The organism is Pseudomonas asturiensis (assembly GCF_900143095.1).
Taxonomy (GTDB): Bacteria; Pseudomonadota; Gammaproteobacteria; order Pseudomonadales; family Pseudomonadaceae; genus Aquipseudomonas; species Aquipseudomonas asturiensis.
Genome location: NZ_FRDA01000025.1, coordinates 1 through 26399, shown reverse-complemented (window position 1 = coordinate 26399; position 26399 = coordinate 1). Strand labels below are relative to the sequence as shown.

26 protein-coding genes and 1 pseudogene are annotated in these 26399 nt (G+C 56.3%); 4 read left to right on the top strand and 23 right to left on the bottom strand.

Annotation, left to right across the window (positions count from 1 at the left end; translation table 11 throughout):
* Window positions 1-8: 8 nt before the first annotated feature.
* From atpD to rpmH, 17 genes are all read right to left on the bottom strand, one after another.
* A complete protein-coding gene (gene atpD, locus BUB69_RS26820) occupies window positions 9-1388 on the bottom strand; it encodes a F0F1 ATP synthase subunit beta (protein ID WP_004882436.1) in 1380 nt (459 codons plus the stop codon).
* A 27-nt stretch (window positions 1389-1415) separates the two neighbouring features.
* Entirely contained in the window at window positions 1416-2276 is an 861-nt protein-coding gene (gene atpG, locus BUB69_RS26815; protein WP_024686633.1) for a F0F1 ATP synthase subunit gamma, read from the bottom strand.
* Between the two features lie 50 nt (window positions 2277-2326).
* Window positions 2327-3871 carry a F0F1 ATP synthase subunit alpha gene (gene atpA / locus BUB69_RS26810; protein ID WP_073172869.1) on the bottom strand — a complete coding sequence of 515 codons (1545 nt, stop codon included), beginning with the start codon at window positions 3869-3871 and terminating at the stop codon, window positions 2327-2329.
* A 21-nt stretch (window positions 3872-3892) separates the two neighbouring features.
* Window positions 3893-4429: a F0F1 ATP synthase subunit delta gene (locus BUB69_RS26805; protein WP_004882439.1), complete on the bottom strand. Its 537-nt coding sequence runs from the start codon at window positions 4427-4429 to the stop codon at window positions 3893-3895.
* 12 nt (window positions 4430-4441) lie between these two features.
* Window positions 4442-4912, bottom strand: a complete 471-nt coding sequence (locus tag BUB69_RS26800) for a F0F1 ATP synthase subunit B (RefSeq protein WP_024686635.1) — start codon at window positions 4910-4912, stop codon at window positions 4442-4444.
* A gap of 57 nt (window positions 4913-4969) precedes the next feature.
* Window positions 4970-5227 carry a F0F1 ATP synthase subunit C gene (gene atpE / locus BUB69_RS26795; RefSeq protein WP_002555987.1) on the bottom strand — a complete coding sequence of 86 codons (258 nt, stop codon included), beginning with the start codon at window positions 5225-5227 and terminating at the stop codon, window positions 4970-4972.
* Window positions 5228-5366: 139 nt separating this feature from the next.
* Window positions 5367-6236, bottom strand: a complete 870-nt coding sequence (gene atpB, locus BUB69_RS26790) for a F0F1 ATP synthase subunit A (protein ID WP_024686636.1) — start codon at window positions 6234-6236, stop codon at window positions 5367-5369.
* Window positions 6237-6252: 16 nt separating this feature from the next.
* Window positions 6253-6660, bottom strand: a complete 408-nt coding sequence (locus tag BUB69_RS26785; RefSeq protein WP_004882442.1) for a F0F1 ATP synthase subunit I — start codon at window positions 6658-6660, stop codon at window positions 6253-6255.
* A 146-nt stretch (window positions 6661-6806) separates the two neighbouring features.
* Window positions 6807-7679 carry a ParB/RepB/Spo0J family partition protein gene (locus tag BUB69_RS26780; protein WP_024686637.1) on the bottom strand — a complete coding sequence of 291 codons (873 nt, stop codon included), beginning with the start codon at window positions 7677-7679 and terminating at the stop codon, window positions 6807-6809.
* 9 nt (window positions 7680-7688) lie between these two features.
* Window positions 7689-8480 (bottom strand): ParA family protein, encoded by a 792-nt coding sequence (locus BUB69_RS26775; RefSeq protein ID WP_073172866.1) that lies wholly within the window; start codon window positions 8478-8480, stop codon window positions 7689-7691.
* Window positions 8481-8498: 18 nt separating this feature from the next.
* Complete coding sequence (gene rsmG / locus BUB69_RS26770) at window positions 8499-9155, bottom strand: 16S rRNA (guanine(527)-N(7))-methyltransferase RsmG (RefSeq protein ID WP_024686639.1); 657 nt, start codon at window positions 9153-9155, stop codon at window positions 8499-8501.
* Window positions 9152-11044, bottom strand: a complete 1893-nt coding sequence (mnmG, locus tag BUB69_RS26765) for a tRNA uridine-5-carboxymethylaminomethyl(34) synthesis enzyme MnmG (protein ID WP_073172982.1) — start codon at window positions 11042-11044, stop codon at window positions 9152-9154. Before mnmG ends, rsmG begins: the two co-directional genes overlap by 4 nt.
* A 691-nt stretch (window positions 11045-11735) precedes the next feature.
* Window positions 11736-13106, bottom strand: coding sequence for a tRNA uridine-5-carboxymethylaminomethyl(34) synthesis GTPase MnmE (mnmE, locus tag BUB69_RS26760; RefSeq protein ID WP_073172863.1), 1371 nt, complete (start codon window positions 13104-13106; stop codon window positions 11736-11738).
* Between the two features lie 78 nt (window positions 13107-13184).
* Window positions 13185-14870, bottom strand: a complete 1686-nt coding sequence (gene yidC / locus BUB69_RS26755; protein ID WP_073172861.1) for a membrane protein insertase YidC — start codon at window positions 14868-14870, stop codon at window positions 13185-13187.
* Window positions 14871-14872: 2 nt separating this feature from the next.
* Window positions 14873-15118 carry a membrane protein insertion efficiency factor YidD gene (gene yidD, locus BUB69_RS26750; RefSeq protein WP_024686643.1) on the bottom strand — a complete coding sequence of 82 codons (246 nt, stop codon included), beginning with the start codon at window positions 15116-15118 and terminating at the stop codon, window positions 14873-14875.
* Window positions 15111-15512 (bottom strand): ribonuclease P protein component, encoded by a 402-nt coding sequence (gene rnpA, locus BUB69_RS26745; RefSeq protein ID WP_024686644.1) that lies wholly within the window; start codon window positions 15510-15512, stop codon window positions 15111-15113. The genes yidD and rnpA overlap by 8 nt, the downstream gene beginning before the upstream one ends.
* Before the next feature lie 16 nt (window positions 15513-15528).
* Entirely contained in the window at window positions 15529-15663 is a 135-nt protein-coding gene (gene rpmH / locus BUB69_RS26740) for a 50S ribosomal protein L34 (protein ID WP_002551315.1), read from the bottom strand.
* A 584-nt stretch (window positions 15664-16247) separates the two neighbouring features.
* On the opposite strand from rpmH, the gene dnaA reads away from it, so the two are divergent.
* The 4 genes from dnaA to gyrB are packed head-to-tail and all read left to right on the top strand — an operon-like array spanning window position 16248 to window position 22475.
* Window positions 16248-17786, top strand: coding sequence for a chromosomal replication initiator protein DnaA (gene dnaA, locus BUB69_RS26735; RefSeq protein WP_073172858.1), 1539 nt, complete (start codon window positions 16248-16250; stop codon window positions 17784-17786).
* Between the two features lie 38 nt (window positions 17787-17824).
* Window positions 17825-18928 carry a DNA polymerase III subunit beta gene (gene dnaN / locus BUB69_RS26730; protein ID WP_024694924.1) on the top strand — a complete coding sequence of 368 codons (1104 nt, stop codon included), beginning with the start codon at window positions 17825-17827 and terminating at the stop codon, window positions 18926-18928.
* Window positions 18929-18949: 21 nt separating this feature from the next.
* Window positions 18950-20053 (top strand): DNA replication/repair protein RecF, encoded by a 1104-nt coding sequence (gene recF, locus BUB69_RS26725; RefSeq protein ID WP_073172855.1) that lies wholly within the window; start codon window positions 18950-18952, stop codon window positions 20051-20053.
* Between the two features lie 4 nt (window positions 20054-20057).
* A complete protein-coding gene (gene gyrB / locus BUB69_RS26720) occupies window positions 20058-22475 on the top strand; it encodes a DNA topoisomerase (ATP-hydrolyzing) subunit B (protein WP_024686648.1) in 2418 nt (805 codons plus the stop codon).
* Between the two features lie 271 nt (window positions 22476-22746).
* On the opposite strand, the gene BUB69_RS26715 is transcribed toward gyrB, so the two are convergent.
* From BUB69_RS26715 to BUB69_RS28985, 6 genes and pseudogenes are all read right to left on the bottom strand, one after another.
* Window positions 22747-23277, bottom strand: a complete 531-nt coding sequence (locus BUB69_RS26715) for a glyoxalase superfamily protein (RefSeq protein ID WP_175561866.1) — start codon at window positions 23275-23277, stop codon at window positions 22747-22749.
* A gap of 173 nt (window positions 23278-23450) precedes the next feature.
* Window positions 23451-23693 carry a hypothetical protein gene (locus BUB69_RS26710; RefSeq protein ID WP_073172852.1) on the bottom strand — a complete coding sequence of 81 codons (243 nt, stop codon included), beginning with the start codon at window positions 23691-23693 and terminating at the stop codon, window positions 23451-23453.
* Entirely contained in the window at window positions 23690-24175 is a 486-nt protein-coding gene (locus tag BUB69_RS26705) for a hypothetical protein (protein WP_073172849.1), read from the bottom strand. The genes BUB69_RS26710 and BUB69_RS26705 overlap by 4 nt, the downstream gene beginning before the upstream one ends.
* Before the next feature lie 10 nt (window positions 24176-24185).
* A complete protein-coding gene (locus tag BUB69_RS26700) occupies window positions 24186-24728 on the bottom strand; it encodes a hypothetical protein (RefSeq protein ID WP_141121916.1) in 543 nt (180 codons plus the stop codon).
* A gap of 142 nt (window positions 24729-24870) precedes the next feature.
* Window positions 24871-25386, bottom strand: a complete 516-nt coding sequence (locus tag BUB69_RS26695) for a hypothetical protein (RefSeq protein ID WP_073172843.1) — start codon at window positions 25384-25386, stop codon at window positions 24871-24873.
* Window positions 25387-25389: 3 nt separating this feature from the next.
* A pseudogene (locus BUB69_RS28985) lies at window positions 25390-26399 on the bottom strand (hypothetical protein); the annotation flags it as partial.

The window sequence follows — 26399 nt, the reverse complement described above, 5'->3', positions numbered from 1 at the left end:
CGCCGGGATTACAGTTTCTTGGCTTTCTCGATCGCTTCTTCGATGCCGCCGACCATGTAGAACGCTTGTTCTGGCAGGTGGTCGTAGTCACCGTTGAGGATGCCTTTGAAGCCAGCAATGGTGTCTTTCAGGGAAACGTATTTACCCGAAGCACCGGTGAAGACTTCTGCCACGAAGAAAGGCTGGGACAGGAAGCGCTGGATCTTACGAGCACGGTTAACCAACTGCTTGTCGGTCTCCGACAGCTCGTCCATACCCAGGATCGCGATGATGTCTTTCAGCTCTTTGTAACGCTGCAACACGTACTGAACGCCGCGAGCGGTGTCGTAGTGTTCCTGGCCGATAACGTTCGGGTCCAGCTGGCGCGAAGTCGAATCCAGTGGATCGACCGCCGGGTAGATACCCAGGGAGGCGATGTCACGGGACAGTACGACGGTTGCGTCCAAGTGGGCAAACGTGGTCGCTGGCGACGGGTCGGTCAGGTCGTCCGCCGGTACGTATACCGCCTGGATCGAGGTGATCGAACCGTTCTTGGTCGAAGTGATGCGCTCTTGCAGAGTACCCATCTCTTCAGCCAGGGTTGGCTGGTAACCTACTGCGGAAGGCATACGGCCCAGCAGTGCGGATACTTCTGTACCGGCCAGTGTGTAACGGTAGATGTTGTCGACGAACAGCAGAACGTCGTTACCTTCGTCACGGAACTTCTCGGCCATGGTCAGGCCGGTCAGGGCTACGCGCAGACGGTTACCCGGCGGCTCGTTCATCTGGCCGTAGACCAGAGCAACCTTGTCCAGAACGTTGGAATCCTTCATCTCGTGGTAGAAGTCGTTACCCTCACGAGTACGCTCACCCACACCGGCGAACACGGAATAACCGCTGTGCTCGATGGCGATGTTACGGATCAGTTCCATCATGTTTACGGTCTTGCCGACACCGGCACCACCGAACAGACCGACTTTACCGCCTTTGGCAAACGGGCAGACCAGGTCGATAACCTTGATGCCTGTTTCCAGCAGATCGTTGCCGCCCGCTTGCTCAGCGAAGGTTGGCGCAGGACGGTGAATGCCCCAGCGCTCTTCGGTGTCGATCGGACCGGCTTCGTCAATCGGGTTGCCCAGTACGTCCATGATCCGGCCCAGTGTCGCTTTACCGACCGGTACGGAGATGGCTGTGCCAGAGTCTGTCACTTCCAGACCACGCTTCAAGCCCTCGGTAGAGCCCATCGCAATGGTACGAACCACGCCGTCGCCCAGCTGTTGCTGAACTTCCAGGGTGGTTTCTGCCGCGCTTTGTACTTTCAGCGCGTTGTAGATGCTCGGTACGCTATCGCGTGGGAATTCCACGTCGATCACGGCGCCGATGATTTGAACGATACGTCCGCTACTCATTAGCTGGTTCCTCTAATATTTGAACCGTTAAACCGCGGCAGCGCCGCCGACGATTTCCGAGATCTCTTGGGTGATCGCTGCCTGACGCGCCTTGTTGTAGATCAGCTGCAAATCACTGATCAGATCACCGGCGTTGTCGGTGGCGTTCTTCATTGCAATCATCCGCGCCGCTTGTTCAGCTGCGTTGTTCTCGACCACCGCCTGGTACACCTGCGACTCAACGTAGCGAACCATCAAGCCATCGAGCAGCTCTTTGGCATCGGGTTCGTAGAGATAGTCCCAGTGGTGCTTGAGTTTCTGATCCGGGGTTGCCACCAGTGGAATCAACTGCTCCACCGTTGGCTGTTGCGTCATGGTGTTGATGAACTTGTTGGATACCACGGACAGGCGATCAATACGGCCATCCAGGTAGGCATCCAGCATCACCTTGACGCTGCCGATCAAGTCATTGATCGACGGCTCTTCGCCCAAGTGGCTGATCGCAGCGACGACGTTACCGCCGAAGTTGCGGAAAAATGCCGCACCTTTGCTGCCAACCACGCACAGATCGATCTCTACGCCGTTTTCACGGTTTACCGCCATGTCCTTGACCAGAGCCTTGAACAGGTTGGTATTCAAGCCACCGCACAGACCACGGTCACTGCTCACCACGACATAACCGACACGCTTTACTTCGCGCTCGATCATGAACGGGTGGCGATATTCCGGGTTAGCGTTGGCAAGATGACCAATCACCTGGCGGATGCGCTCCGCGTAAGGACGGCTAGCAGCCATGCGCATTTGAGCCTTGCGCATTTTGCTGACCGCCACTTTTTCCATGGCGCTGGTGATCTTTTGCGTGCTTTTGATGCTCGCAATCTTGCTGCGAATCTCTTTTGCGCCTGCCATGTAACACCTATCAGGTTAGCAAGCGGGAGCCTTGCGGCCCCCGCTGCGGCTTACCAGGTTTGGGTGGCCTTGAACTTCTCGATACCGGCTTTCATGCCAGCGTCGATTTCGTCATTGAAGTCACCCTTCACGTTGATCTTCGCCATCAAATCGGCGTGATCGCGGTTGAAGTAAGCAATCAGCGCTTGTTCAAAGCTGCCAATCTTGGCGATTTCGATGTCGGTCAGGAACCCACGCTCAGCGGCATACAGCGACAGCGCCATGTCAGCGATCGACATTGGTGCGTATTGCTTCTGCTTCATCAGCTCGGTAACGCGCTGACCATGCTCAAGTTGCTTACGGGTCGCTTCGTCCAGGTCAGAAGCGAACTGGGCGAATGCCGCCAGTTCACGGTACTGAGCCAGAGCGGTACGGATACCACCGGAGAGCTTCTTGATGATCTTGGTCTGAGCGGCACCACCTACACGCGATACCGAAACACCGGCGTTCACAGCTGGACGGATGCCAGAGTTGAACATGGCCGATTCCAGGAAGATCTGACCGTCGGTGATGGAAATCACGTTGGTCGGAACGAACGCGGAAACGTCGCCAGCCTGGGTTTCGATGATCGGCAGTGCAGTCAGGGAACCGGTTTTGCCGGTCACTGCGCCGTTGGTGAACTTCTCTACGTATTCTTCGGAAACACGCGATGCGCGCTCCAGCAGACGGGAGTGGAGATAGAACACGTCACCTGGGTACGCTTCACGACCTGGCGGACGGCGCAGCAGCAGGGAAATCTGGCGGTAAGCCACTGCTTGCTTGGACAGATCGTCATAAACGATCAGCGCGTCTTCACCGCGGTCGCGGAAGAATTCACCCATGGTGCAACCCGAGTACGGTGCAAGGAATTGCAGCGCAGCGGATTCAGAAGCACTTGCAGCCACGACGATGGTGTTAGCCAGTGCGCCGTTTTCTTCGAGCTTGCGAACAACGTTGGCGATGGTCGATTGTTTCTGACCGATTGCCACGTAGACGCAGAAGATGCCGCTGTCTTTCTGGTTGATGATTGCGTCGATGGCCAGAGCGGTCTTACCGATCTGACGGTCACCGATGATCAGCTCACGCTGGCCACGGCCGACTGGAATCATGGCATCGACAGCCTTGTAGCCAGTCTGTACAGGCTGGTCTACCGACTTACGCCAGATCACGCCTGGAGCAACTTTCTCGACCGCATCGGTCTCGGTGTTGTTCAGCGGACCTTTGCCGTCAACTGGGTTACCCAGTGCATCGACTACGCGACCCAGCAGTTCCTTACCTACCGGAACCTCCAGGATGCGGCCAGTGCACTTGGCGCTCATGCCTTCAGCCAGAGTCGTGTAAGCGCCCAGTACAACGGCACCCACGGAGTCTTGCTCAAGGTTCAGCGCCATACCGTAGACGCCGTCCGGAAACTCGATCATCTCGCCGTACATTACGTCGGCCAGACCGTGAATCCGCACGATACCGTCAGACACGCTGACGACTGTGCCTTCGTTACGGGCTTGGGAGGTTACATCGAGCTTCTCGATGCGACCCTTGATGATTTCACTTATTTCGGAAGGATTGAGTTGCTGCATTGCTCTGCTGCCCCTTCAAACTCAAGATTTCAATGCTTCGGCTAGTTGCGCGATTTTGCCGCGAACTGAGCCATCGATAACCAGGTCGCCGGCGCGGATTACGACACCACCGATAAGGGTGGCATCCTCCGCAGCATGCAGGCGCACTTCCCGGCCGAGCCGTGCACTGAGAACCTTGGCGAGTTTGTCTTGCTGTTCTTGGTTCAATGCGAAAGCACTGGTGACATCCACATCGACCGATTTTTCCTGCTCGGCCTTGTACAGGTCGAACAGTTCGGCGATCTCCGGCAGAAGCGGGAGGCGGTCGTTTTCAGCAACGACGTGAATGAAATTCTGTGCCTTGGCATCGAACTTGTCGCCACACACTTCAATAAAAGTGGTGGCCTTTTGTGCGCTCGTCAGTCGCGGGGCCTTGAGCATGCGCTGCATGGTGTCGTCTTGCGACACCGCAGCAGCCAGGCCGAGCATGGCTGACCAATTGGCCAGTTGCTGGTGGGCCTGCGCGTGCTCGAAGGCCGCCTTCGCGTAAGGTCGGGCCAACGTGGTCAGTTCTGCCATGATCGCCCTCGCTTAAATTTCAGCAGCCAGTTTGTTAACCAGCTCCGCGTGCGCGTTTTGATCGATTGTGGCACCCAGGATCTTCTCTGCGCCATTGACTGCCAGGCTGCCCACTTGGGCGCGCAAGGCGTCTTTGACACTGTTCAGTTCCTGCTCGATCTCGGCCTGAGCCTGAGCCTTTACACGGTCAGCTTCAACGCGAGCCTGTTCACGGGCTTCGTCGACAATCTGAGTACCGCGTTTCTTGGCTTGCTCAATGATTTCAGCTGCTTGAGCCTTAGCTTCGCGCAGTTGTTGACCCACTTTGTCTTGGGCCAGCTCCAGGTCGCGAGCTGCTCGGGAAGCAGCGTCCAGTCCATCCGCGATCTTCTTCTGACGTTCGTGCAAAGCCGCGATGACCGGAGGCCACACGAACTTCATGCAGAACAGCACAAAAATGAAGAACGCAACGGACTGGCCAATCAGGGTTGCATTAATGTTCACGCCAACACCTCGCTCGTTCGTTGTCCATCACACCAATCAACTCGAAAATTCGAGTGATCAGCCAGCGAGTTGACCAACGAAGGGGTTCGCAAAGGTGAAGAACAGAGCGATACCAACACCGATCATGGTCACGGCGTCGAGCAAGCCCGCAACGATGAACATTTTAACTTGAAGCATTGGAACCATTTCCGGCTGACGCGCTGCGCCTTCCAGGAATTTGCCGCCCAACAGGCCGAAACCGATTGCAGTACCCAGTGCGCCCAGGCCGATCAACAGTGCAACAGCGATAGCGGTTAGACCAACTACAGTTTCCATCTTTCCTCCCGACTTTTACGTCGTATTGGTTAGGTTTTTTTAATTAAAGCGGTAAAGCAAAATCGTTTGTTGCATCAGCCCTTGCGGGCACCGTCCCGCGCACGGCGAGACGGTCATCAGATACGCCCGAAGGCGGATCTCAATGGTTATCTTCGTGAGCCATCGACAGGTAGACGATGGTCAGCATCATGAAGATGAACGCTTGCAGGGTGATGATCAGGATGTGGAACACAGCCCATGCCCATTGCAGAACGATACCCAGCCCGCTCAGCCAGAGCAGACCGCTGCCGAACATGACGGCGATCAGGATGAACACCAGCTCGCCAGCATACATGTTGCCGAACAGACGCAGTGCCAGAGAAATCGGCTTGGCTACCAGCGTCACGAACTCCAGCAGGAAGTTGACCGGAATCAGCAGTGCCTGAACGAAGATGTTCTTGCTGCCGAACGGGTGCAGGGTCAGTTCGCCGATGAAGCCGCCGATGCCCTTGACCTTGATGCTGTAGAAAATGATCAGCGCGAAGACCGACAGGGCCATGCCCAGGGTCGCGTTTGGATCGGTGGTCGGAACGGCACGGAACGCAATGTGCTCGTTGCCCGACACCATCATCGCCAGTTGAGGAATCCAGTCGACCGGCACCAGGTCGACGGCGTTCATCAGGAACACCCAGACGAAAATGGTCAGGGCCAGTGGCGCGATGACCGCGCTGCGACCGTGGAAACTGTCCTTCACGCTGTTGTCGACGAACTCGACCAGGACTTCAACGAAGTTCTGCAGGGCGCCCGGCTGGCCGGAAGTCGCCTTCTTGGCCGCCATGCGGAAGATCAGAACGAAAATCAGACCCAACGCAACCGACCAGCCGAGGGTATCGACGTGGAAAGCCCAGAAACCCATTTCCTTGGCTTCTGCTGCGGTGTGGGCAAAGCCCCATTCGCCATTGGGCAGGTGCCCGAATGTCAGGTTCTGCAAGTGGTGCTGGATATAGCCCGAAGCTGTTTGCTCTGCCATGGTTGCCTCAAACGCCCTAAGGTCTCGAAAGTCTTGTTCTCGTAAGCAGGGGAGCGAACCAGTTGACCACCTGGATCAACATGAACACTCCGAAAACCGCCAGCGGTGCCAGCGGCTTCACGCCTGCAAACGTCAGTGCAAACAGCACTGCCGTCAAAATAAGTTTGCCCGCCTCACCGGCGTAGAACGACCGGACGATGGCTTGAGCGGCTCGGGCCCCGGAAAACCGGAACGCCTTGTGAGCGAAATATAAATTGGGTAGCCAGGCTATCAGGCCTCCACAGAGCCCTGAGTATCCTGCTACGACTCCGCGCCACTGCCACAGCGCCAATGCGGCTATCAGCAGGACGATCAATTGAGCCAGCAAAACCGGAAAAACCGCGAGGCGATGAAACGGCAAGCGGTCTGGCATGCGTGATTCCATCGCATCTGCTCCTTGGCTGTCGGTCGCCATCATCTGTAACTTGGCATAATTTGTGCCGACAAAATGCGCGCAGAGTATAGGGGCGGTTAAGTCCCTATTCAACAGTCAGGTAGTGATTTCCGACTATACGCTACGGAGCAATTGTTTCAGCGGATGTGGGCGAGCACACCTTGCAACTCATCCAGCGAGTTGTAGCGGATGACTAATTGCCCTTTTCCCTTCTGTCCGTGACGAATCTGGACTGCAGACCCTAAACGCTCGGCCAGACGCTGTTCGAGGCGGCTGATGTCAGGATCGGTCTTGACCGGTTCAGCAGGGGTTTCCTTGCCGCTGAGCCATTGCCTGACCAGTGCTTCTGTCTGGCGTACGGTCAGCCCGCGTGCGACAACGTGTCGCGCCCCTTCAACCTGCCTCTCTTCCGGCAGACCGAGCAAGGCACGTGCATGCCCCATCTCGAGGTCGCCATGGGACAGCATGGTCTTGATGACCTCAGGCAGCGCAATCAAACGTAACAGGTTGGCGACGCTGACCCGCGACTTGCCGACAGCATCGGCCACCTGTTGTTGAGTCAGTTGAAATTCCTGCTGCAGACGCTGCAAGGCCATCGCTTCTTCGATGGGATTGAGGTCTTCGCGCTGGATGTTCTCGATCAACGCCATGGCGATAGCGGTTTCATCCGGCACATCGCGGACCATGGCCGGAATCGTTTCGACACCGGCCTGCTGACTGGCGCGCCAGCGACGTTCACCGGCGATGATTTCGAAGCGGTTGTCACCGATCGGACGAATCACGATGGGCTGCATTACGCCCTGGGCCTTGATCGACTGCGCGAGTTCTTCAAGCGCCTGAGGGTCCATGTCGCGGCGTGGCTGATACTTGCCCCGCTGGATCATGTCCAGAGGCACATGCTGCAGTTCGCGTTCGGGCGCCTTGATGGCCTGCTCTTCCAGCGAACTGACGGTTGGACTGCTCAGAAGTGCGTCCAACCCACGTCCGAGACCTCGTTTCTTGACGGCCATGGGAATTCCTTAGGTTGGCTGAGCGGTTTTCGTACCGCGACGTTGACGACGTACCAGCTCACTGGCGAGCGCCAGGTAGGCCAGCGCCCCCCGGGAGGACTTGTCGTAGGCCAGTACCGGCATGCCGAAACTTGGCGCTTCGGCCAGCCTGATATTTCGTGGAATCACCGTGTCGTACAACTGCTCGCCAAAGTGTTCCTTGAGCTGCGCCGAGACATCGTTGATCAGGCTCAGGCGCGGGTCGTACATCGTGCGCAACAACCCTTCGATCTTGAGTTGCGGATTGAGCAGCTCGCCGATGCGCTTGATGTTATCCACAAGGTCGCTCAGACCTTCCAGGGCGAAATACTCGCACTGCATGGGGATAATCACGCCGTCGGACGCCACCAGGGCGTTGAGCGTCAGCATCGACAGCGATGGAGGGCAGTCGATGAGAATGTAATCGTAGTTTTCGCGGATCGGCGCCAGCGCGTTGCGCAGACGGCTTTCCTTCATCTGCATTTCCAGCAGCACCACTTCGCCCGCCGTCAGGTCGCGGTTGGCCGGAAGCAGTTGATAACCGCCGTGTTCGGAGAACTGCATGGCCTCGGCCAGATCGCACTCGCCGATCAGCAGGTCGTAGACGGAGTTCTCCAGATTGTGTTTATCCACACCGCTCCCCATGGTCGCATTGCCTTGGGGATCGAGGTCGATCAGCAGCACGCGTCGTTTGGTAGCAACCAGTGACGCGGCGAGGTTGATGCATGTGGTGGTCTTGCCTACTCCACCTTTCTGGTTCGCTATCGCGAATACCTTAGCCATTATCGCTTGTGTTCCCAATCATGCCGTGCGGCGCAGTATCAGCAGATGGCGTTGGCCTTGGCAACCTGGAACGGTCAAGGCTTGTGCGCTATCGAGTTGAAAATCCGAGGGCAATGCTACCAGCTCATCGGCAGGATGCAGCCCTTTCATCGCCAGCCAGCGTGTCTGTGTGTCGCCCATGTGGCGAGTCCATCCGGTGAAGTCTTCCAGACTGCTGAACGCACGGGAAATGATTCCGTTGAACGGTAGCGCTGGCTGGTAGGTTTCGGCACGGCTGTGGATAACTTCCAGGTTATCCAGCTTCAGCTCCAGTTTGACCTGGGTCTGGAAGCGAGTCTTCTTGCCGTTGCTGTCCAGCAGCGAGACTTTCATCTGCGGAAACATGATGGCCATGGGAATACCAGGCATGCCGCCACCACTGCCCACATCGAGCCAGCGCTCGCCTTCGATACCGCCTTCGATGAAGGAAATCACGCTGAGGCTGTCCAGCAAATGCCTGGACACCATCTCGTCGGGGTTGCGCACAGCCGTGAGGTTGTAGGCCTTGTTCCACTTTATCAACAGCGCCAGGTACGCCAGCAGTTGCTCATGCTGAGTCTGGGTCAGACTGATGCCCAGTTCACGGGCACCGGTGGATAACTCTGCTGCGTGTTGCGGGGTGACCATAGAACTCAAGCGCTTTGCTCCAACTGACGGCCCGCGCCGCGTTTTTTCAAGTGAATCATCAACAGGGAAATCGCTGCCGGCGTGACACCCGGAATGCGCGAGGCCTGTCCGAGCGTCTCGGGACGAGTTATCCCCAGCTTGCTTTGAATCTCTTTCGACAGCCCGGAAATCCCGGCGTAGTCGATGTCTTCAGGCAGCTTCGTGTCTTCACTGGCCCGCAGACGAGCGATTTCGTCCTGCTGCCGATCAATGTAACCGGCGTATTTGGTCTTGATTTCGACCTGCTCGGCGACTTGTGGGTCGCTGCAGCCTTCACCGGTGAGGGAAATCAGGCTGGCGTAATCGATTTCCGGACGCGTCAGCAGGTTGAGCAAGTTGTATTCGTGCGTCAGCGGTGTGCCGAAATGCGCGGCAATGGCATCGCCTTGCTCGGTACCGGGGCGGACCCAGGTACTTTTCAGACGCTGCTCCTCGCGTTCGATGTTTTCACGCTTGGTGCAGAACGCAGCCCAGCGTACGTCATCGACCAGACCCAGTTCGCGACCCTTTTCGGTCAGACGCAGGTCGGCGTTGTCTTCGCGCAGGATCAAACGGTATTCGGCGCGGGACGTGAACATCCGGTAAGGCTCTTGGGTACCCAGCGTGATGAGGTCATCAACCAGCACGCCGATGTACGCCTCGTCCCGACGCGGGCACCAACTGTCTCTGCCCTGCGCGCGCAGCGCGGCGTTGGTTCCGGCCAGCAAACCTTGAGCGCCCGCTTCTTCGTAGCCGGTTGTTCCGTTGATCTGGCCTGCGAAAAACAGGCCGCCGATCACTTTGGTTTCGAGGCTGTACTTCAGATCGCGAGGATCGAAGTAATCGTACTCGATGGCATAACCCGGGCGAACGATGTGCGCATTCTCCATCCCGCGAATCGAGCGAACGATCTGCAACTGAACGTCGAACGGCAGCGACGTGGAAATCCCGTTCGGGTACAGCTCATGGGTGGTCAGTCCTTCCGGTTCGATGAAGACCTGATGGCTTTCCTTGTCGGCAAAGCGATGAATCTTGTCTTCGATCGACGGGCAGTAACGCGGGCCGATGCCTTCGATTACCCCGGAATACATCGGCGAGCGATCAAGGTTGGACGCGATGATTTCGTGCGTCCGCGCATTGGTGTGAGTAATCCAGCAACTGACTTGCGCCGGATGCTGTTCCTTGGACCCCATGAACGACATGACCGGAATCGGCGTATCGCCCGGCTGTTCGGTCATCACCGAAAAATCGACAGAGCGACCATCGATACGCGGTGGCGTGCCTGTCTTCAGGCGCCCGACCCGCAAAGGCAGTTCACGCAGACGGCGTGCAAGTGCGATGGAAGGTGGATCGCCCGCACGGCCACCGGAATAGTTCTGCATACCGATGTGGATAAGACCGCCCAGGAACGTACCGGTGGTCAACACGACGGAGCCGGCCATGAAACGCAGACCCATTTGGGTCACAACACCGCGTACCTGGTCCTGTTCGACGATCAAGTCGTCACAGGATTGCTGAAATATCCACAGGTTCGGCTGGTTTTCGAGCGTTTCACGTATTGCAGCCTTGTACAGAACCCGGTCTGCCTGCGCACGGGTTGCCCGCACCGCCGGACCTTTACGGCTGTTCAGCACGCGAAACTGGATACCGCCTTTGTCGGTGGCCATGGCCATAGCGCCGCCAAGGGCGTCGATTTCCTTGACCAGATGGCTTTTACCGATGCCACCGATAGCGGGGTTGCAGCTCATCTGGCCGAGGGTTTCCACGTTATGCGTCAACAGCAGGGTTTTGACACCCATGCGTGCCGACGCAAGTGCGGCCTCGGTACCGGCATGACCGCCACCGATGACGATCACTTCAAAACGGGAAGGGAAATCCACCACGCACCTCGTGCCTGTTGTCGATGGGAAATTGGGATAGCTGACAAGTATAGGGACTTACCCCACCTGAATGAAACCCGTTGCACAAAATTTAACCAGCTGTGGAAAACTCGCGGATAAAGAAAATAAAAAGGAAAGAAAGTTTATAAAGCCTTGTTTTTATGTTTATTCTTACTGAGCCTACTTTCTGTGGATAGATCGCTACAGACCTTTATTTTCAATGTGTACAGAGAATCAAAAGTCTGTGGTCAGGTGCCAATGAGGGTTTGGGATAACCGTCCTGAGCCTGTGGATTAAAGTGCCATTTGTCCACAGGCAGGTTTATCTTCAGCTTTCAACCCCGGTTATCAACCGAGCTAAGGCGCGGTTATGCACAGGGCTTATTTCACAGAAAATGATGAAATGCCGTCGCCGGGTACGTTTTGAGAGGCGTTACTCGGTCGTGGATGAATTCCACAGCGGTCAAAAATCGTATTTTCTGGACGAACGATATGCACGGACATGCTCACTCAGCGACAAATCTGGTTGCCAGTGAGCCGCGCATGGGCTGGGATGTGGATTGATGTGACGACTTATCAACAGGACGCAGGACCGATTGCCGTGTCCTTCCCGTGGTGTCGTGAGTGACATGACGGGTGCCCGGATGCTGACGCCCCTGTTCAAAAACAGAGGGCGTCAGCGTGTTGCCTGGCTACTTTCCGATGCAGAAACTGGAGAAGATCCTGCCGAGCAGGTCATCGGAGCTGAAGGCACCGGTGATTTCACCAAGCGACTGCTGCGCCTGGCGTAAATCCTCGGCCAACAGCTCTCCTGCACCCGCCAGCGTCAATTGTGCCCTTCCGTGCTCCAGGGAGTCGCTGGCATGTCGCAATGCCTCAAGGTGCCTGCGACGGGCGCTGAAGCTGCTTTCCGACGTCTGTTCGTACCCCATGCACGCTTTGAGGTGTTCACGCAGCAGTTCAAGGCCTTCCCCACCCGCCTTGGCGCTGAGGCTGATGGTCACGTGCCCGTCATGGCTGGTTTCAAGTTCAGTTCTGTCGCCGCTGAGGTCCGACTTGTTACGGATCAGCGTGACCTTGGCCGGGTCCGGGCGTTGCTCGAGGAACTCGGGCCACAGGGCAAAGGGATCACTGGCTTCTGGTGCTGTGGCATCTACTACCAGCAAGATTCGATCGGCCTCGCCAATGGCCTTGAGTGCGCGCTGTACACCAATCATCTCCACTTGATCCTGTGTGTCGCGCAAGCCGGCAGTGTCCACCACGTGCAACGGCATGCCATCAATGTGGATATGTTCGCGCAACACGTCGCGCGTGGTGCCGGCGATTTCGGTCACGATGGCCGCTTCGCGCCCGGCCAGTGCATTGAGCAGGCTGGATTTTCCCGCATTGGGACGACCTGCGATCACCACCGTCATGCCATCACGCAACAAGGCGCCTTGACCGGCCTCGCGCAGGACTGTGGATAACTCATCGCGCACGTCATCGAGCATGGTCAGCACATGACCGTCGGCGAGAAAGTCGATTTCCTCCTCCGGAAAGTCGATGGCCGCTTCGACATAGATTCGAAGACTGATCAGTTTCTCGGTGAGGTTATCCACACGCTGGGAAAAAACGCCCTGCAGCGAGCGCAGTGCATTACGCGCAGCCTGTGCAGAACTGGCTTCGATCAGGTCGGCAATGGCCTCGGCCTGCGCAAGGTCCAGCTTGTCGTTGAGGAATGCCCGTTCACTGAATTCCCCAGGACGTGCCAGTCGGCTGCCCAGTTCCAGACAACGCTGCAGCAACATGTCGAGCACGATAGGACCGCCATGGCCCTGCAGTTCCAGCACGTCCTCACCAGTAAACGAGTTCGGGCCGGGAAAATACAGAGCGATGCCTTCGTCCAGAACCTGGCCGTTGGCATCGGCGAACGGTCCGTAATGGGCATAACGCGGTTTGGGCGTTCGGCCGATAATGGCGTGCGCAGCCTTGCTGGCCAACGGCCCTGAGATGCGGACGATACCGACGCCACCCCGACCTTGAGCGGTAGCGATGGCGGCGATGGTTTCACGAGGAACGTTCATGGTCCGGCTCCTGTACAACTGACAGATAGCAAAACGCCCCACGAGGGGGCGCTTTGTAGAACTTATTCACAGGTTAGATCAGGCAGCTGCTTTCTTGGTAGCCGCTTCGATCTTGCGAGTGATGTAGGCCTGCTGTGCGATCGACAGGGTGTTGTTCACAACCCAGTACAGAACCAGACCGGCAGGGAACCACAGGAAGAAGAACGTGAAGATGATTGGCATCATTTTCATGACCTTGGCCTGCATCGGATCCGGCGGAGTCGGGTTCAAACGCTGCTGGATGAACATGGTTGCGCCCATGATGATCGGCAGGATGAAGAACGGGTCCTTGATCGACAGGTCGGTTATCCACAGGATCCACGGAGCCTGACGCATTTCCACGCTTTCCAGCAGAACCCAGTACAGCGAAAGGAAAACCGGCATCTGTACAAGAATCGGCAAGCATCCACCCAGCGGGTTGATTTTCTCTTTCTTGTACAGCTCCATCATGGCCTGGGACATTTTCTGGCGATCATCGCCATGTTGTTCCTTCAGCAGCGCCAGTTTCGGCGCCACGGCACGCATGCGGGCCATGGATTTGTAGCTGGCTGCCGAGAGCGGGAAGAACAGGCCTTTGATCAACATGGTCAGGACAATGATCGACCAGCCCCAGTTGCCCAGAATGGCGTGAATATGTTGCAGCAACCAGAAGATCGGTTGGGCAATGAACCACAGGAAGCCGTAGTCGACAGTCAGCTCAAGGCCTGGGGATAACTCTTTGAGTACCGCCTGGCTTTTCGGACCTGCGTACAACGTTGCAGTGGTTTCGCCTTTGGCACCCGGAGCAACGGACAACGTCGGGCTGGTGAAGCCGATGATGTAGTTACCCTGGCTGTCTTTGCGGGTCTGAACGACGTTGGTTGCGTTGTGATCAGGGATCCACGCGGTCACGAAGTAGTGTTGCAACCATGCAACCCAACCACCATTAACCGTCTCCTTGACCTGACCCTTGTCGATATCTTTCATCGACACTTTCTTGTAGGGCTCGGCCGCTGTCCACAGGGCAGCACCCAGATAGGTTGCGGTGCCGGTAGCAGTGGTCGACGAAGGATCGGAGCTGGAATCGCGCTTCAATTGCGCGAACAGATTACCGGCCCATGGCTGAGCGCTCTGGTTATCCACAACGTACGTCACGACCAGGTCATACAGGCCGCGCTTGAACGTGAAGCGCTTGATGTAATTGACGCCGTTTTCCGAGAATTTCAGGTCAACGACCATATCGTTCTGGCCGTCAGCCAGTTGATAAGTCTTCTGCGCCGAGGTGTAAACCGGACGACCGGCAGCACGCGCATCAGGACCATTGGTCCCTGTCAGGCCGCTCTGTGCCAGAAAAGTACGCTCGCCGCCGTTATCGAACAGCTGAAACGGAACGTCAGGACGATCCTGACGGCGTGGGTACAGAGGCAGACGAAGCTGTACAACGTCACCACCTACCGGATCGATCGCCAGATCGAGCACGTCGGTCTTGACCTGGATAAGGTCTTTGCTGGCTACGGCCGGAGTCTCAAGAGGTGCCGTGGCATTGGTCGCATTGGCGCTTGGAACATCGGCGCTAGCAGAACCATTATTACCAGCAGCCGTATCCGGAATACCCGGTGCGGTGTTGCTGGTTGCAACATTCTGGGTCGGCATGGCTGCCTGACCGTAGTCCTGGTTCCATTTCAGAACCCCGACGTAGGTCACGATTGCCAGGGCGACGATCAGGATCGTGCGTTTAATATCCATGATTACTCGGCCATCGAAGAAGAACGGGAGGTGGGAACAGGTGGAACCGGGTCATAACCACCGGGATTCCACGGATGACAGCGACCCAGGCGACGAATTGTCAGCCAGCCGCCGCGTAAAAGGCCATGATTATCGATGGCTTCATACGCGTAGCAGGAGCAACTGGGGTAGAAACGACAGTGACTGGCCATGAGCGGGCTAATGGCGTAGCGATAAAACTGGATCGGAACGAGTGCCAGTTTACGCATCGGGACTGTCCACCCCTGCAGGTTCGGATTTTGCCGCGGGAACAGGCTGGCTACGTGCCAGACGTTTCCACAGTTTGCCGAAATGCTGAATGAGTTCAGGGTTTTCTACGTCACCCAAACCTTTACGCGCGACGATAACGATATCCCAACCGACCAAACTGTCTTGGTGTTGGCGAAATGATTCGCGCATCAGGCGTTTCAAACGATTGCGCTCAACGGAAAGCTTGACGCTCTTTTTACCTATCACCAGCCCCAGGCGGGGATGATCAAGGTCGTTGTTGCGCGCAAGGAGCAGGAGATTTTTCCCCGGAACCTTGCCGGTAGGGGAGTCAAAGACTGCCTTGAAATGCCGGGGAGTCAGCAAACGCTTTTCCCGACTGAAGTCTCGACTCACCTCCTGTGCCGATTTATCAAACTGCCAGACGCTTACGGCCTTTGGCGCGACGACGCGACAGGACTGCACGGCCGTTTTTGGTGGCCATACGTGCACGGAAACCGTGGGTGCGGGCGCGCTTGATAGTGCTGGGTTGGAAAGTACGTTTCATGGCGTGTTACCTGGTTCGTCCACTACGGGCCGGAATGGCCCCCGTTTTAAGAGACCGGGGATTCTAGAGAAAGCAGGGCCTCAGGTCAATTTCCAACCAGTTTTTCTTCATATAGCTCCGACAGAGGTCATTTGCCCTTCCGACCAGCCTTTTTGTCCGCACCCGGGTTGGCCCGTTATAGAAATAAGAAGAGAGAGTATTTAAAGCTTCTTTATAAAGCTTATAATTCTTACGCAGCGGATATCTGTGGATAACATCCTGAAAGGCTTTAACAGCAAGGTGTACAGCGTTTCAAAAGGTTGTCCAGAAGCGGTGCTTTGCCTGTGCCAGGCCTTCGGAAAAGCTGTGCATGGAATGCGATCTTATCCACAGGCTGGTTATCCACAGATTTACGACCCGGGTTATGCAACGGGCTGAGGCTGGTTTATCCACAGGGCTTATTCACATACCGTTCGTCATGTTTCAGGGTCATAAATGACTGATTTATAGCCCTCTGTGCATACGCTACATGTGGATAAGTCTTCCCCGGATCGTTACAATGGCGGCTGTTTTTGCCTCACCGGCTTTCAACTTAGGGGATATCCGTGTCAGTGGAACTTTGGCAGCAGTGCGTGGAGCTTTTGCGCGAGGAGCTGCCTGCCCAGCAATTCAACACTTGGATCCGTCCGCTACAGGTCGAAGCCGAAGGCGACGAGTTGCGCGTCTATGCACCGAACCGCTTCGTACTCGATTGGGTCAATGAAAAATACCTCGGTCGTTTGCTCGAGCTTCTGGGTGAGCGTGGTCAGGGCATGGCGCCCTCGCTTTCCTTATTAATAGGAAGCAAACGCAGCTCCGCGCCTCGTGCTGCTCCCAATGCACCGTTGGCCGCTGCCGCTTCGCAGGCCTTGTCTGCCTCGTCAGTCAATAACAACGCGCCTGCTCCCGCTCCCGCACCGGCTCAGGCAGCTCCAGCGGTAACGCCGTCGCCTGCGGTCCAGACTGCAACGACTCACGATGAACCGTCCCGCGACAGCTTCGATCCGATGGCAGGTGCCAGCTCACAGCAGGCACCGGCACGTGCCGAACAACGGACCGTGCAGGTCGAAGGTGCGCTCAAGCACACCAGTTACCTGAACCGCACGTTCACCTTCGAGAATTTCGTCGAAGGTAAGTCCAACCAACTGGCACGTGCTGCCGCCTGGCAGGTGGCAGATAACCCCAAGCATGGCTACAACCCGCTGTTTTTGTACGGCGGTGTGGGCCTGGGTAAAACTCACTTGATGCACGCGGTGGGCAACCACCTGCTCAAGAAGAACCCCAATGCCAAGGTGGTTTACCTGCATTCGGAGCGCTTCGTCGCCGACATGGTCAAGGCGCTGCAGCTCAATGCGATCAACGAGTTCAAGCGTTTCTATCGTTCGGTCGATGCGTTGCTCATCGATGACATTCAGTTCTTCGCTCGTAAGGAGCGTTCGCAGGAAGAGTTTTTCCACACGTTCAACGCGTTGCTGGAAGGCGGACAGCAGGTCATTCTGACCAGCGACCGTTATCCGAAAGAGATTGAAGGCCTTGAAGAGCGCCTCAAGTCGCGTTTCGGCTGGGGCCTGACCGTTGCGGTCGAACCTCCAGAGCTTGAAACCCGCGTCGCGATTCTCATGAAGAAAGCAGACCAGGCCAAGGTCGATCTGCCCCACGATGCGGCGTTCTTCATAGCCCAGCGTATTCGCTCCAACGTCCGTGAACTGGAAGGTGCGCTCAAGCGAGTTATCGCCCACTCGCACTTCATGGGCCGAGACATCACTATCGAGCTGATCCGTGAGTCGCTCAAAGACCTGCTCGCGCTCCAGGACAAGCTGGTGAGTGTGGATAACATTCAGCGCACGGTGGCCGAGTACTACAAGATCAAAATCTCCGATCTATTGTCCAAGCGACGTTCGCGCTCTGTCGCGCGACCGAGGCAGGTCGCAATGGCGCTCTCCAAGGAGCTGACCAACCACAGCCTGCCCGAGATCGGCGACGTGTTTGGCGGACGGGACCACACCACTGTTCTGCACGCCTGCAGAAAGATCAACGAACTCAAGGAATCCGACGCGGATATCCGCGAGGACTACAAGAACCTGCTGCGAACTCTGACCACGTGATGACGCCAGTGCAGCTTATTAAGGCAAGGGACTAGACCATGCATTTCACCATTCAACGCGAAGCCCTGTTGAAACCCCTGCAATTGGTCGCCGGCGTGGTTGAACGCCGCCAGACCTTGCCGGTGCTATCCAATGTGCTGTTGGTCGTCGAAGGTCAGCAACTGTCGCTGACCGGTACGGACCTTGAAGTGGAACTGGTTGGGCGTGTCCAGCTGGAAGAGCCTGCCGAGCCAGGGGAAATCACCGTCCCTGCGCGCAAGCTGATGGACATCTGCAAGAGCCTGCCCAATGACGCGCTGATCGACATCAAGGTCGACGACGCCAAGCTGGTGGTCAAGGCCGGTCGCAGCCGCTTCACGCTGTCGACGTTGCCAGCCAATGATTTCCCGACCGTCGAAGAAGGCCCGGGCTCGCTGAAATTCGAACTGGTGCAGAGCAAACTGCGCCGTCTGATCGAGCGCACCAGCTTCGCCATGGCTCAACAGGATGTCCGTTACTACCTGAACGGCATGCTGCTGGAAGTCAGTGCAGGCGTGTTGCGCGCTGTTGCCACAGACGGTCACCGTCTGGCGATGTGCTCCATGACGGCAGACATCGAACATGCCGATCGTCATCAAGTCATCGTGCCACGCAAAGGCATTCTGGAAATGGCGCGCCTGCTCACCGAGCAAGACGGCCTGGTCAGCATCGTTCTGGGTCAGCACCACATTCGAGCCACGACGGGTGAGTTCACGTTCACCTCCAAACTGGTCGATGGCAAATTCCCCGACTACGAGCGCGTTCTGCCAAAAGGCGGCGACAAGCTGGTACTCGGAGATCGTCAGGCGTTGCGTGAAGCCTTCAGCCGAACGGCGATTCTGTCCAACGAAAAGTACCGTGGCATTCGCCTGCAACTGGCCAATGGTCAGCTCAAGATTCAGGCGAACAACCCTGAGCAGGAAGAAGCAGAAGAAGAGATCGGCGTTGAGTACAACGGTGCTTCTCTGGAGATCGGATTCAACGTGAGCTATCTGCTCGACGTGCTGGGTGTCATGACCACTGAACAAGTGCGTCTGATTCTGTCTGACTCCAACAGCAGTGCGCTGGTGCAGGAATCGGACAACGACGACTCGGCTTACGTCGTCATGCCGATGCGTCTGTAATCCATGCACAGCGCAACCTAGATGTCTCTTAGCCGCATCTCGGTCACCGGGGTGCGCAATCTGCACCCGGTGACCCTCTCCCCCTCCCCGCGTATCAATATCCTTCACGGTGCCAACGGCAGCGGCAAGACCAGCGTGCTGGAAGCCATCCATCTGCTGGGTATCGCCCGGTCGTTTCGCAGCAGCCGTCTGCTTCCTGTCATCCAGTACGAGCAACCCTCTTGCACAGTGTTCGGCCAGGTTGAACTCGCCCAGGGCGGTCATAGCAGCCTGGGTGTTTCACGTGACAGACAGGGTGAATTCCAGATCCGCATCGATGGCCAGAATGCACGCAGCGCAGCGCAGCTCGCCGAGATTCTGCCTCTGCAATTGATCAACCCGGACAGCTTCAGATTGCTTGAGGGTGCGCCAAAGATTCGCAGGCAGTTTCTGGACTGGGGAGTGTTCCACGTGGAACCTCGTTTCATGGCCACGTGGCAGCGCCTCCAGAAGGCCTTGAGGCAGCGAAACTCGTGGCTTCGGCATGGTACACTTGACGCCGCTTCGCAGGCGGCATGGGACCGAGAGCTGTGCCTTGCGAGTGACGAAATCGATGAGTTTCGTCGAGCGTACATCAAGGCATTGAAGCCAGTCTTTGAGCAAACTTTGAGCGAACTTGTTGAGCTTGAAGGTTTGACCCTGAGCTATTACCGAGGATGGGACAAGGAAAAAGAGCTGAGCACAGTGCTCGCTTCTTCCCTGAATCGCGATCAGCAGATGGGCCATACCCAGGCCGGACCACAGCGCGCTGACCTGCGCCTTAGATTGGGCGCTCATAACGCCGCGGATATTTTGTCGCGGGGTCAGCAGAAGTTGGTGGTCTGTGCGTTGCGCATTGCTCAAGGGCATCTGGTTAGCCAGGCCCGACGCGGCCAGTGTATCTATCTCGTCGATGACCTGCCCTCCGAACTGGATGACAACCATCGCCGAGCGCTCTGCCGTTTGCTGGAAGAATTACGCTGCCAGGTTTTTATCACCTGTGTAGATCAAGAATTTTTGAGGGAAGGCTGGCAGACGGAAACGCCAGTCGCTTTGTTCCACGTGGAACAAGGCCGTATCACCCAGACCCACGACCATCGGGAGTGATTGCATGAGCGAAAATCAAACGTACGACTCGTCCAGCATTAAAGTGCTGAAAGGACTTGATGCCGTACGCAAGCGTCCCGGAATGTACATCGGCGATACAGACGACGGTAGCGGTCTGCATCACATGGTATTCGAGGTAGTTGATAACTCGATCGACGAAGCGCTGGCAGGCCATTGCGACGACATCAGTATCATCATCCACCCCGACGAATCGATCACCGTTCGCGACAACGGCCGCGGTATTCCGGTAGACGTGCATAAAGAAGAAGGCGTGTCGGCAGCCGAAGTCATCATGACCGTGCTCCACGCAGGCGGTAAGTTCGACGATAACTCGTACAAGGTCTCCGGCGGCCTGCACGGTGTGGGTGTCTCCGTTGTAAACGCCCTTTCGGAAATTCTGCTGCTGACCGTGCGTCGCAGCGGCAAGATCTGGGAACAGACCTACGTTCATGGTGTTCCACAGGAACCGATGAAGATTGTAGGCGAGAGCGATACGACCGGTACCCAGATCCACTTCAAGCCGTCTGCCGACACGTTCAAGAACATCCACTTCAGCTGGGACATCCTGGCAAAGCGGATTCGTGAACTGTCCTTCCTGAACTCCGGCGTCGGCATCATGCTGAAAGACGAGCGCAGCGGTAAGGAAGAACTGTTCAAGTACGAAGGCGGTTTGCGTGCATTCGTTGAATACCTGAACACCAACAAAACGCCGGTCAACGAAGTGTTCCACTTCAACGTCCAGCGTGACGATGGTGTGGGTGTCGAGATTGCCCTGCAGTGGAACGACAGCTTCAACGAAAACCTGTTGTGCTTCACCAACAACATCCCGCAGCGCGACGGTGGTACTCACCTGGTTGGTTTCCGCTCTGCGTTGACACGTAACCTGAACAACTACATCGAGCAGGAAGGCCTGGCCAAGAAGCACAAGGTTGCCACGACCGGCGACGATGCGCGTGAAGGCCTGACCGCAATTATCTCGGTGAAAGTGCCCGATCCCAAGTTCAGCTCGCAGACCAAGGACAAGCTGGTTTCGTCCGAAGTCAAAACCGCCGTTGAGCAAGAGATGGGCAAATACTTCTCGGACTTCCTGTTGGAAAACCCGAACGAAGCCAAGGCTGTTGTCGGCAAGATGATCGACGCCGCGCGCGCTCGTGAAGCTGCACGCAAGGCCCGTGAAATGACCCGCCGTAAAGGTGCGTTGGACATTGCCGGCTTGCCGGGCAAACTCGCCGACTGCCAAGAGAAAGACCCTGCCCTCTCTGAACTGTACCTGGTGGAAGGGGACTCTGCTGGCGGATCAGCCAAGCAGGGGCGTAACCGTAAAACCCAGGCCATCCTGCCGCTCAAGGGCAAGATCCTGAACGTCGAGAAAGCACGTTTCGACAAGATGATCTCTTCGCAGGAAGTGGGCACCTTGATCACCGCGCTGGGCTGCGGCATCGGCCGCGAAGAGTACAACATCGACAAGTTGCGTTATCACAACATCATCATCATGACCGATGCTGACGTCGACGGTTCTCACATCCGTACCCTGTTGCTGACGTTCTTCTTCCGTCAGTTGCCCGAGCTGATCGAGCGCGGTTACATCTACATCGCTCAGCCGCCGCTGTACAAGGTCAAGAAAGGCAAGCAGGAGCAGTACATCAAAGACGACGAGGCCATGGAAGAGTACATGACCCAGTCGGCTCTGGAAGACGCCAGCCTGCACCTCAGCGACTCCGCGCCGGGCATTTCCGGTGAGGCGCTGCAGCGCCTGGTCAACGACTTCCGCATGGTCATGAAGACGCTCAAGCGTCTGTCGCGCCTGTACCCACAGGAACTGACCGAGCACTTCGTTTACCTGCCGCCCGTCACGCTGGAGCAGCTTTCAGACCACGCCGCCATGCAGTCGTGGCTCGACCTGTTCGATGCCCGTCTGCGCACCGGTGAGAAGTCGGGTCTGGTGTACAAGGCCAGCCTGCGCGAAGACCGTGAACGTAACGTCTGGCTGCCAGAGGTCGAACTGATCTCCCACGGCCTGTCGAACTACGTCACCTTCAACCGCGACTTCTTTGGCAGCAACGACTACAAGACCGTCACAGCGCTGGGCCTGCAGATCAGTTCCTTGCTGGAAGAAGGTGCCTACGTGCAACGTGGCGAGCGCAAGAAGCAGGTTACCGAGTTCAAGGATGCCCTCGCCTGGCTCATGGCAGAAAGCACCAAGCGTCACACCATTCAGCGATACAAAGGTCTGGGTGAAATGAACCCGGATCAGCTGTGGGAAACTACCATGGACCCAAGCGTGCGTCGCATGCTCAAGGTCACCATCGAAGACGCCATCGGCGCTGACCAGATCTTCAACACCCTGATGGGTGATGCGGTCGAACCACGCCGTGACTTCATCGAGAGCAACGCGCTGGCAGTGTCCAATCTGGACTTCTGACAACGTGTAGGTTCTCAAGATAAATGAGAGCGCTCACCATGAGTTGAATCGCGCTAGACAAAAAAGCCAACGCTATTAAGCGTTGGCTTTTTTTTGGGGCAAGAACTCGCCACCCTTTCGGTGCGCGAACAATGTTGTCAGGCCATATCAAAAACGAATGCATGGCAGAGATCGGTATATTTCTTCCTCCGCGCTTGGCTCGACACATGGAAACGTGCACCCGAAATCGAATGCACGTCTTCATCAAACGCGGGATGAGGTGAAAGGTTGCTCAATCCTCACAGAACCGAATCCTGTTTCCGAATGGATCGTGAACCTCCAGCACTTTCCCCCAACCCTGCTCGACAATATCAGGGCGGCCGTAGCCATAACGCTTGGCCAGCAACTCGTCCCGCAACATCTGAATATTCTGCATAGGGATGAACACCGTCGAGCCGGGGCTGCAATCGCCATGATGCTCGGATAAATGCAGCCGCAACCCGTCTCGGATAATGCCCAGATACAAAGGTAAGTCAGCCTCGAAACGGTGCTCGAACTCCACACTGAAGCCCAGGAAGTCCAGGTAGAACTCACGTGCTTTGGCCTCGTCGAACATCCGTAATATCGGTATCGGGCTCTTGAACGTGATCGCAGGTTGCGCCGGGTCTTGAGGCAACAGCGCCGAGGCGGTATTCCAGTCCTTGTAACCCAATTGCTGCGCTACCAGCTCCAGGGCCGCAGAGTGAGACACAGGCTGATCACGGGCTTCCAGCGACGCACGCAACGTCTTGGCGAACTGCTTGGCTTTCTCGATGGATAACATCATTCCTCCCGGAGTCGAAGCATGCGGGTGCTCGCGTTGCCAAGCCTCGACCGGTTCAGAAGATGCGATTGAGTTGGAAGAAGAAATGCTTTCACCTTTCCTTTCGGAGCGAGCGGCGGGCAGCATCGGCCCGTGGAAGATGGTACACAGGCAGAGCGGCGCAGGGGAAGTGCTTACTTCCCATCGTGAGCGACTACATACCGGTTGCGGTTAAGAACAAGATCGAGTCCTGTAGCCCAGGCAGCGACGTAAACATAATGAAAGCCCTCGGGTGCGAGAGGCAGCAAGAAAATGGCGATCAGGCTTGCCGCAATCAGCGAAGTGCCCAGCCCTACCCTCCAGCGTGGAGGCTGTACTCCGAATGACATCAACAGGCCTGCCGCCAGGGAAATGCCGATGATGATGACGTCGCTCATTGGCTGCCGCCTCCGACCTTGATCAGCAGTGATGTTGAAGTGTGCTGTGGACCAATGCCACCCACGACTTTGGCATCGACCGCCACAATCACGTCGCCTGCATGGCGGGCTTCTAAACGACTGTACACAAATGCCGATACCGCCGGCCCTGCAGGAGCGCCATAAATACCCCCGGGTTTCGCCGCTAAACTGACGGCGCCCGCAGCAACTGCACTTATCTTGATACGCTGTTGATTGAACAGATCAGCCTGTTCTCGGGTTAGCGGGTTGGAAATCGCTACCACTATGTCGCACGGTCGCTGATCAGCAAGCATTCGGTCGTAGGTTTCAACGATGAGGTCGCTGACTTTGTAGCACTGCGATCCAGGCTCGCAGAAAAAGACCTGACGCAACACGGGGCGATCCGATGGCGCGACGGTAAACGAAGTGACGTTGAAGACCACGCCAAAATGGCCCTGATACCGAAATTTCCGCTTGTTCAAGTCCAGATCTCTATCGATGGATCTTGTGGATGAACAAGACCAATGCTCGGCGCGTATTTTTCCATTCAAGAATCGCGAGCGTCTGTCTGATAGGGCTGGGTATTGGGTAAGAGACATCTGGCAATTCAGTCAGATGTGGTCTGCAGTAATGATGATGGCCGGTAGAGCAAATCGACAGTCGATTGAACGCGAGCTGCTTGGTCGTTTGACCGGAAGCCCGCCGTGTCAGCATAGAGTTTGACGCGGCAAACCCCTTCATCGCGACCAGGCTTTCCTTGGGGTCGCGCAGGAAGCTGACGGCACTGTTGAGCGTGTCGAGGCCTGTACCCGCCATGCCCTCGGTGAAGCCTTTGGCGATGCCTGTGCCGGTCAGGACATTCTGGGGCATGGAAGTGCCTTCCCACTTCGCAACGACGCGCAGCTCTTCGCTGATTGTTTTGGCCTCGGCGAGTTCTTTTTTGTACTGCACTTCCTGTTGGGTGGCGAGCCAGTTGTTATCGACGTTGGCGGTCGCCGCATTGCTCGCCGTGGCCGCGCCGGATGCGCTGTCCATGGCCGCGATACCGGTCACCAGGCTGGTGATGATATTGCGCTTGGCCTCACAGAAGGCAACGCCTCTTACGGCACCGGCCTTGCAGTTGTGGACCAAACTGAAAATGCTTGATCAACTCGGAGCGTTACGTTGAAGCTGTTTTTTACCGAAGGGACCAGTCATGTATTGATATAAACTTGATAACTTGTTCTGGTGCATCTTCCAAGGAAGCTCTGTAGTCCGTAATAAAACTAACGCCCGTCAATATGCTGTCACTTTCTTTTAGAAGAAAGTCATCATCCGCATCATTGAACAAAATATCAAAACCCCTTTCTAAACTTCGAAGATCATCGCCTACGCTGACGCCACTAAATTTGCCATGATACCCTTCACCTACTGAGATTCTATAAAGTCTTTCGCTGTTTTCGAAGTACAGTGAGACCGACTCATTCATAAATCGATATGACAATAAAAGCTCATTGCCAAAACCGATCCTTCTCTTAACTCCGATCCAAGACTTGCTATTAAGGAGAATATCTCGAACAGCTACTTCCGGACCATACCACTCAACCATCCCAACTTTTTCGCTAACGTTGGAAAACGATTCACCTAAAGAGAACCCTGCTGCTGAAATGCCTGGAACAAGGTCAGAGTATAAATCAGGGAATAAATTTCTCATCGATCACTTCCAGCCCTTCCACTCACCGCCTTCATATTTAAGACGATTTCCTTGGGTGTCATAATATTGTTGATAACGCGTAATGGTGCCCGGACTAAAATCAGGCGATGGATCAATTACGCGTATTTCTATATTTTTATTGTCAATCTTCTCAGTACTAACAAGCTTATAGTACGGACTATCACCGTGGGTCCCTCCGCCCGGATGGAACTCTACCTCTTTTATTTTCGGGTGTCCTTCAACGTTAAAGACCTGTGCTTTACCTGAAGTACCAGCCAATGGTGCTTTCGGCGTAAGGCTCGCACCATCAAGCGTTAGCGACTGCTTGATATCATCAATTGATTTACCCCACATGCTAGACGGCGATTCAGCAATATTTCGAGGAATCCCTGCTTGGGCGGCCAGATCGTCTCTTAGCCCAACACGCGCAATTGCAGAAGTAGCTGGCACTTCATCTGCAACAGTCGCTTTCGCCTCAGCAATCTCACGCTCAGCCTTAACCAACTGGGCCAGATTACCCCCAGCCTTGGGTGTGAGTCCACCGTCTGCTGTCTGGAGGTAGAGCGTGCCGTCAGGGCCGGCAACCTCCACGTTTCCGGTCCTGGTGTTGATGACTCGCTGGTAGCCCTCAGGCAGACCTCCCGTTTTGTTGAAGGATGCTCCCGCCGAGCTATCTTCACGGTAGTAAGAGGGCAGCGTAATCTTCCGGCTCTCCGCATCGGCAACGCGGGGTGGGGTTTCCGGCTCGATCATCGGAACATCCGAGTCCCTGCCCGGCGGCCGCTCCAGTTCGGCGATTTCTTTCTTGAGGCCTTTGAGTTTGACAGTGGTGGCGATTTCTTCGAGTTTCTTGCTGGAAATGTCGATGCCCATTCGGGACAGGGTCAGTGATTTGGAGGCTGTACCGCTGCCACCGCTCGCAATCGCACCGATGCTGATGGCGGCGGCCTGTCCCATCTTGTAACCCAGGCTTTCCGAGTTTTCGTCGCCTCCTTTGTCGAACGCTTCATCGA

Bases quoted from the DNA above. Each gene is read 5' to 3' on its own strand.
- atpD (WP_004882436.1), bottom strand. From the start codon at position 1,388: ATGAGTAGCGGACGTATCGTTCAAATCATCGGCGCCGTGATCGACGTG.
- gyrB (WP_024686648.1), top strand. From the start codon at position 20,058: ATGAGCGAAAATCAAACGTACGACTCGTCCAGCATTAAAGTGCTGAAA.
- recF (WP_073172855.1), top strand. From the start codon at position 18,950: ATGTCTCTTAGCCGCATCTCGGTCACCGGGGTGCGCAATCTGCACCCG.
- rpmH (WP_002551315.1), bottom strand. From the start codon at position 15,663: ATGAAACGTACTTTCCAACCCAGCACTATCAAGCGCGCCCGCACCCAC.
- yidD (WP_024686643.1), bottom strand. From the start codon at position 15,118: ATGCGTAAACTGGCACTCGTTCCGATCCAGTTTTATCGCTACGCCATT.
- atpB (WP_024686636.1), bottom strand. From the start codon at position 6,236: ATGGCAGAGCAAACAGCTTCGGGCTATATCCAGCACCACTTGCAGAAC.
- atpG (WP_024686633.1), bottom strand. From the start codon at position 2,276: ATGGCAGGCGCAAAAGAGATTCGCAGCAAGATTGCGAGCATCAAAAGC.
- BUB69_RS26710 (WP_073172852.1), bottom strand. From the start codon at position 23,693: ATGAGCGACGTCATCATCATCGGCATTTCCCTGGCGGCAGGCCTGTTG.
- atpE (WP_002555987.1), bottom strand. From the start codon at position 5,227: ATGGAAACTGTAGTTGGTCTAACCGCTATCGCTGTTGCACTGTTGATC.
- BUB69_RS26780 (WP_024686637.1), bottom strand. From the start codon at position 7,679: ATGGCCGTCAAGAAACGAGGTCTCGGACGTGGGTTGGACGCACTTCTG.
- BUB69_RS26715 (WP_175561866.1), bottom strand. From the start codon at position 23,277: ATGTTATCCATCGAGAAAGCCAAGCAGTTCGCCAAGACGTTGCGTGCG.
- BUB69_RS26695 (WP_073172843.1), bottom strand. From the start codon at position 25,386: ATGAGAAATTTATTCCCTGATTTATACTCTGACCTTGTTCCAGGCATT.
- BUB69_RS26775 (WP_073172866.1), bottom strand. From the start codon at position 8,480: ATGGCTAAGGTATTCGCGATAGCGAACCAGAAAGGTGGAGTAGGCAAG.
- BUB69_RS26805 (WP_004882439.1), bottom strand. From the start codon at position 4,429: ATGGCAGAACTGACCACGTTGGCCCGACCTTACGCGAAGGCGGCCTTC.
- yidC (WP_073172861.1), bottom strand. From the start codon at position 14,870: ATGGATATTAAACGCACGATCCTGATCGTCGCCCTGGCAATCGTGACC.
- atpA (WP_073172869.1), bottom strand. From the start codon at position 3,871: ATGCAGCAACTCAATCCTTCCGAAATAAGTGAAATCATCAAGGGTCGC.
- mnmE (WP_073172863.1), bottom strand. From the start codon at position 13,106: ATGAACGTTCCTCGTGAAACCATCGCCGCCATCGCTACCGCTCAAGGT.
- BUB69_RS26785 (WP_004882442.1), bottom strand. From the start codon at position 6,660: ATGGAATCACGCATGCCAGACCGCTTGCCGTTTCATCGCCTCGCGGTT.
- dnaN (WP_024694924.1), top strand. From the start codon at position 17,825: ATGCATTTCACCATTCAACGCGAAGCCCTGTTGAAACCCCTGCAATTG.
- BUB69_RS26700 (WP_141121916.1), bottom strand. From the start codon at position 24,728: ATGGACAGCGCATCCGGCGCGGCCACGGCGAGCAATGCGGCGACCGCC.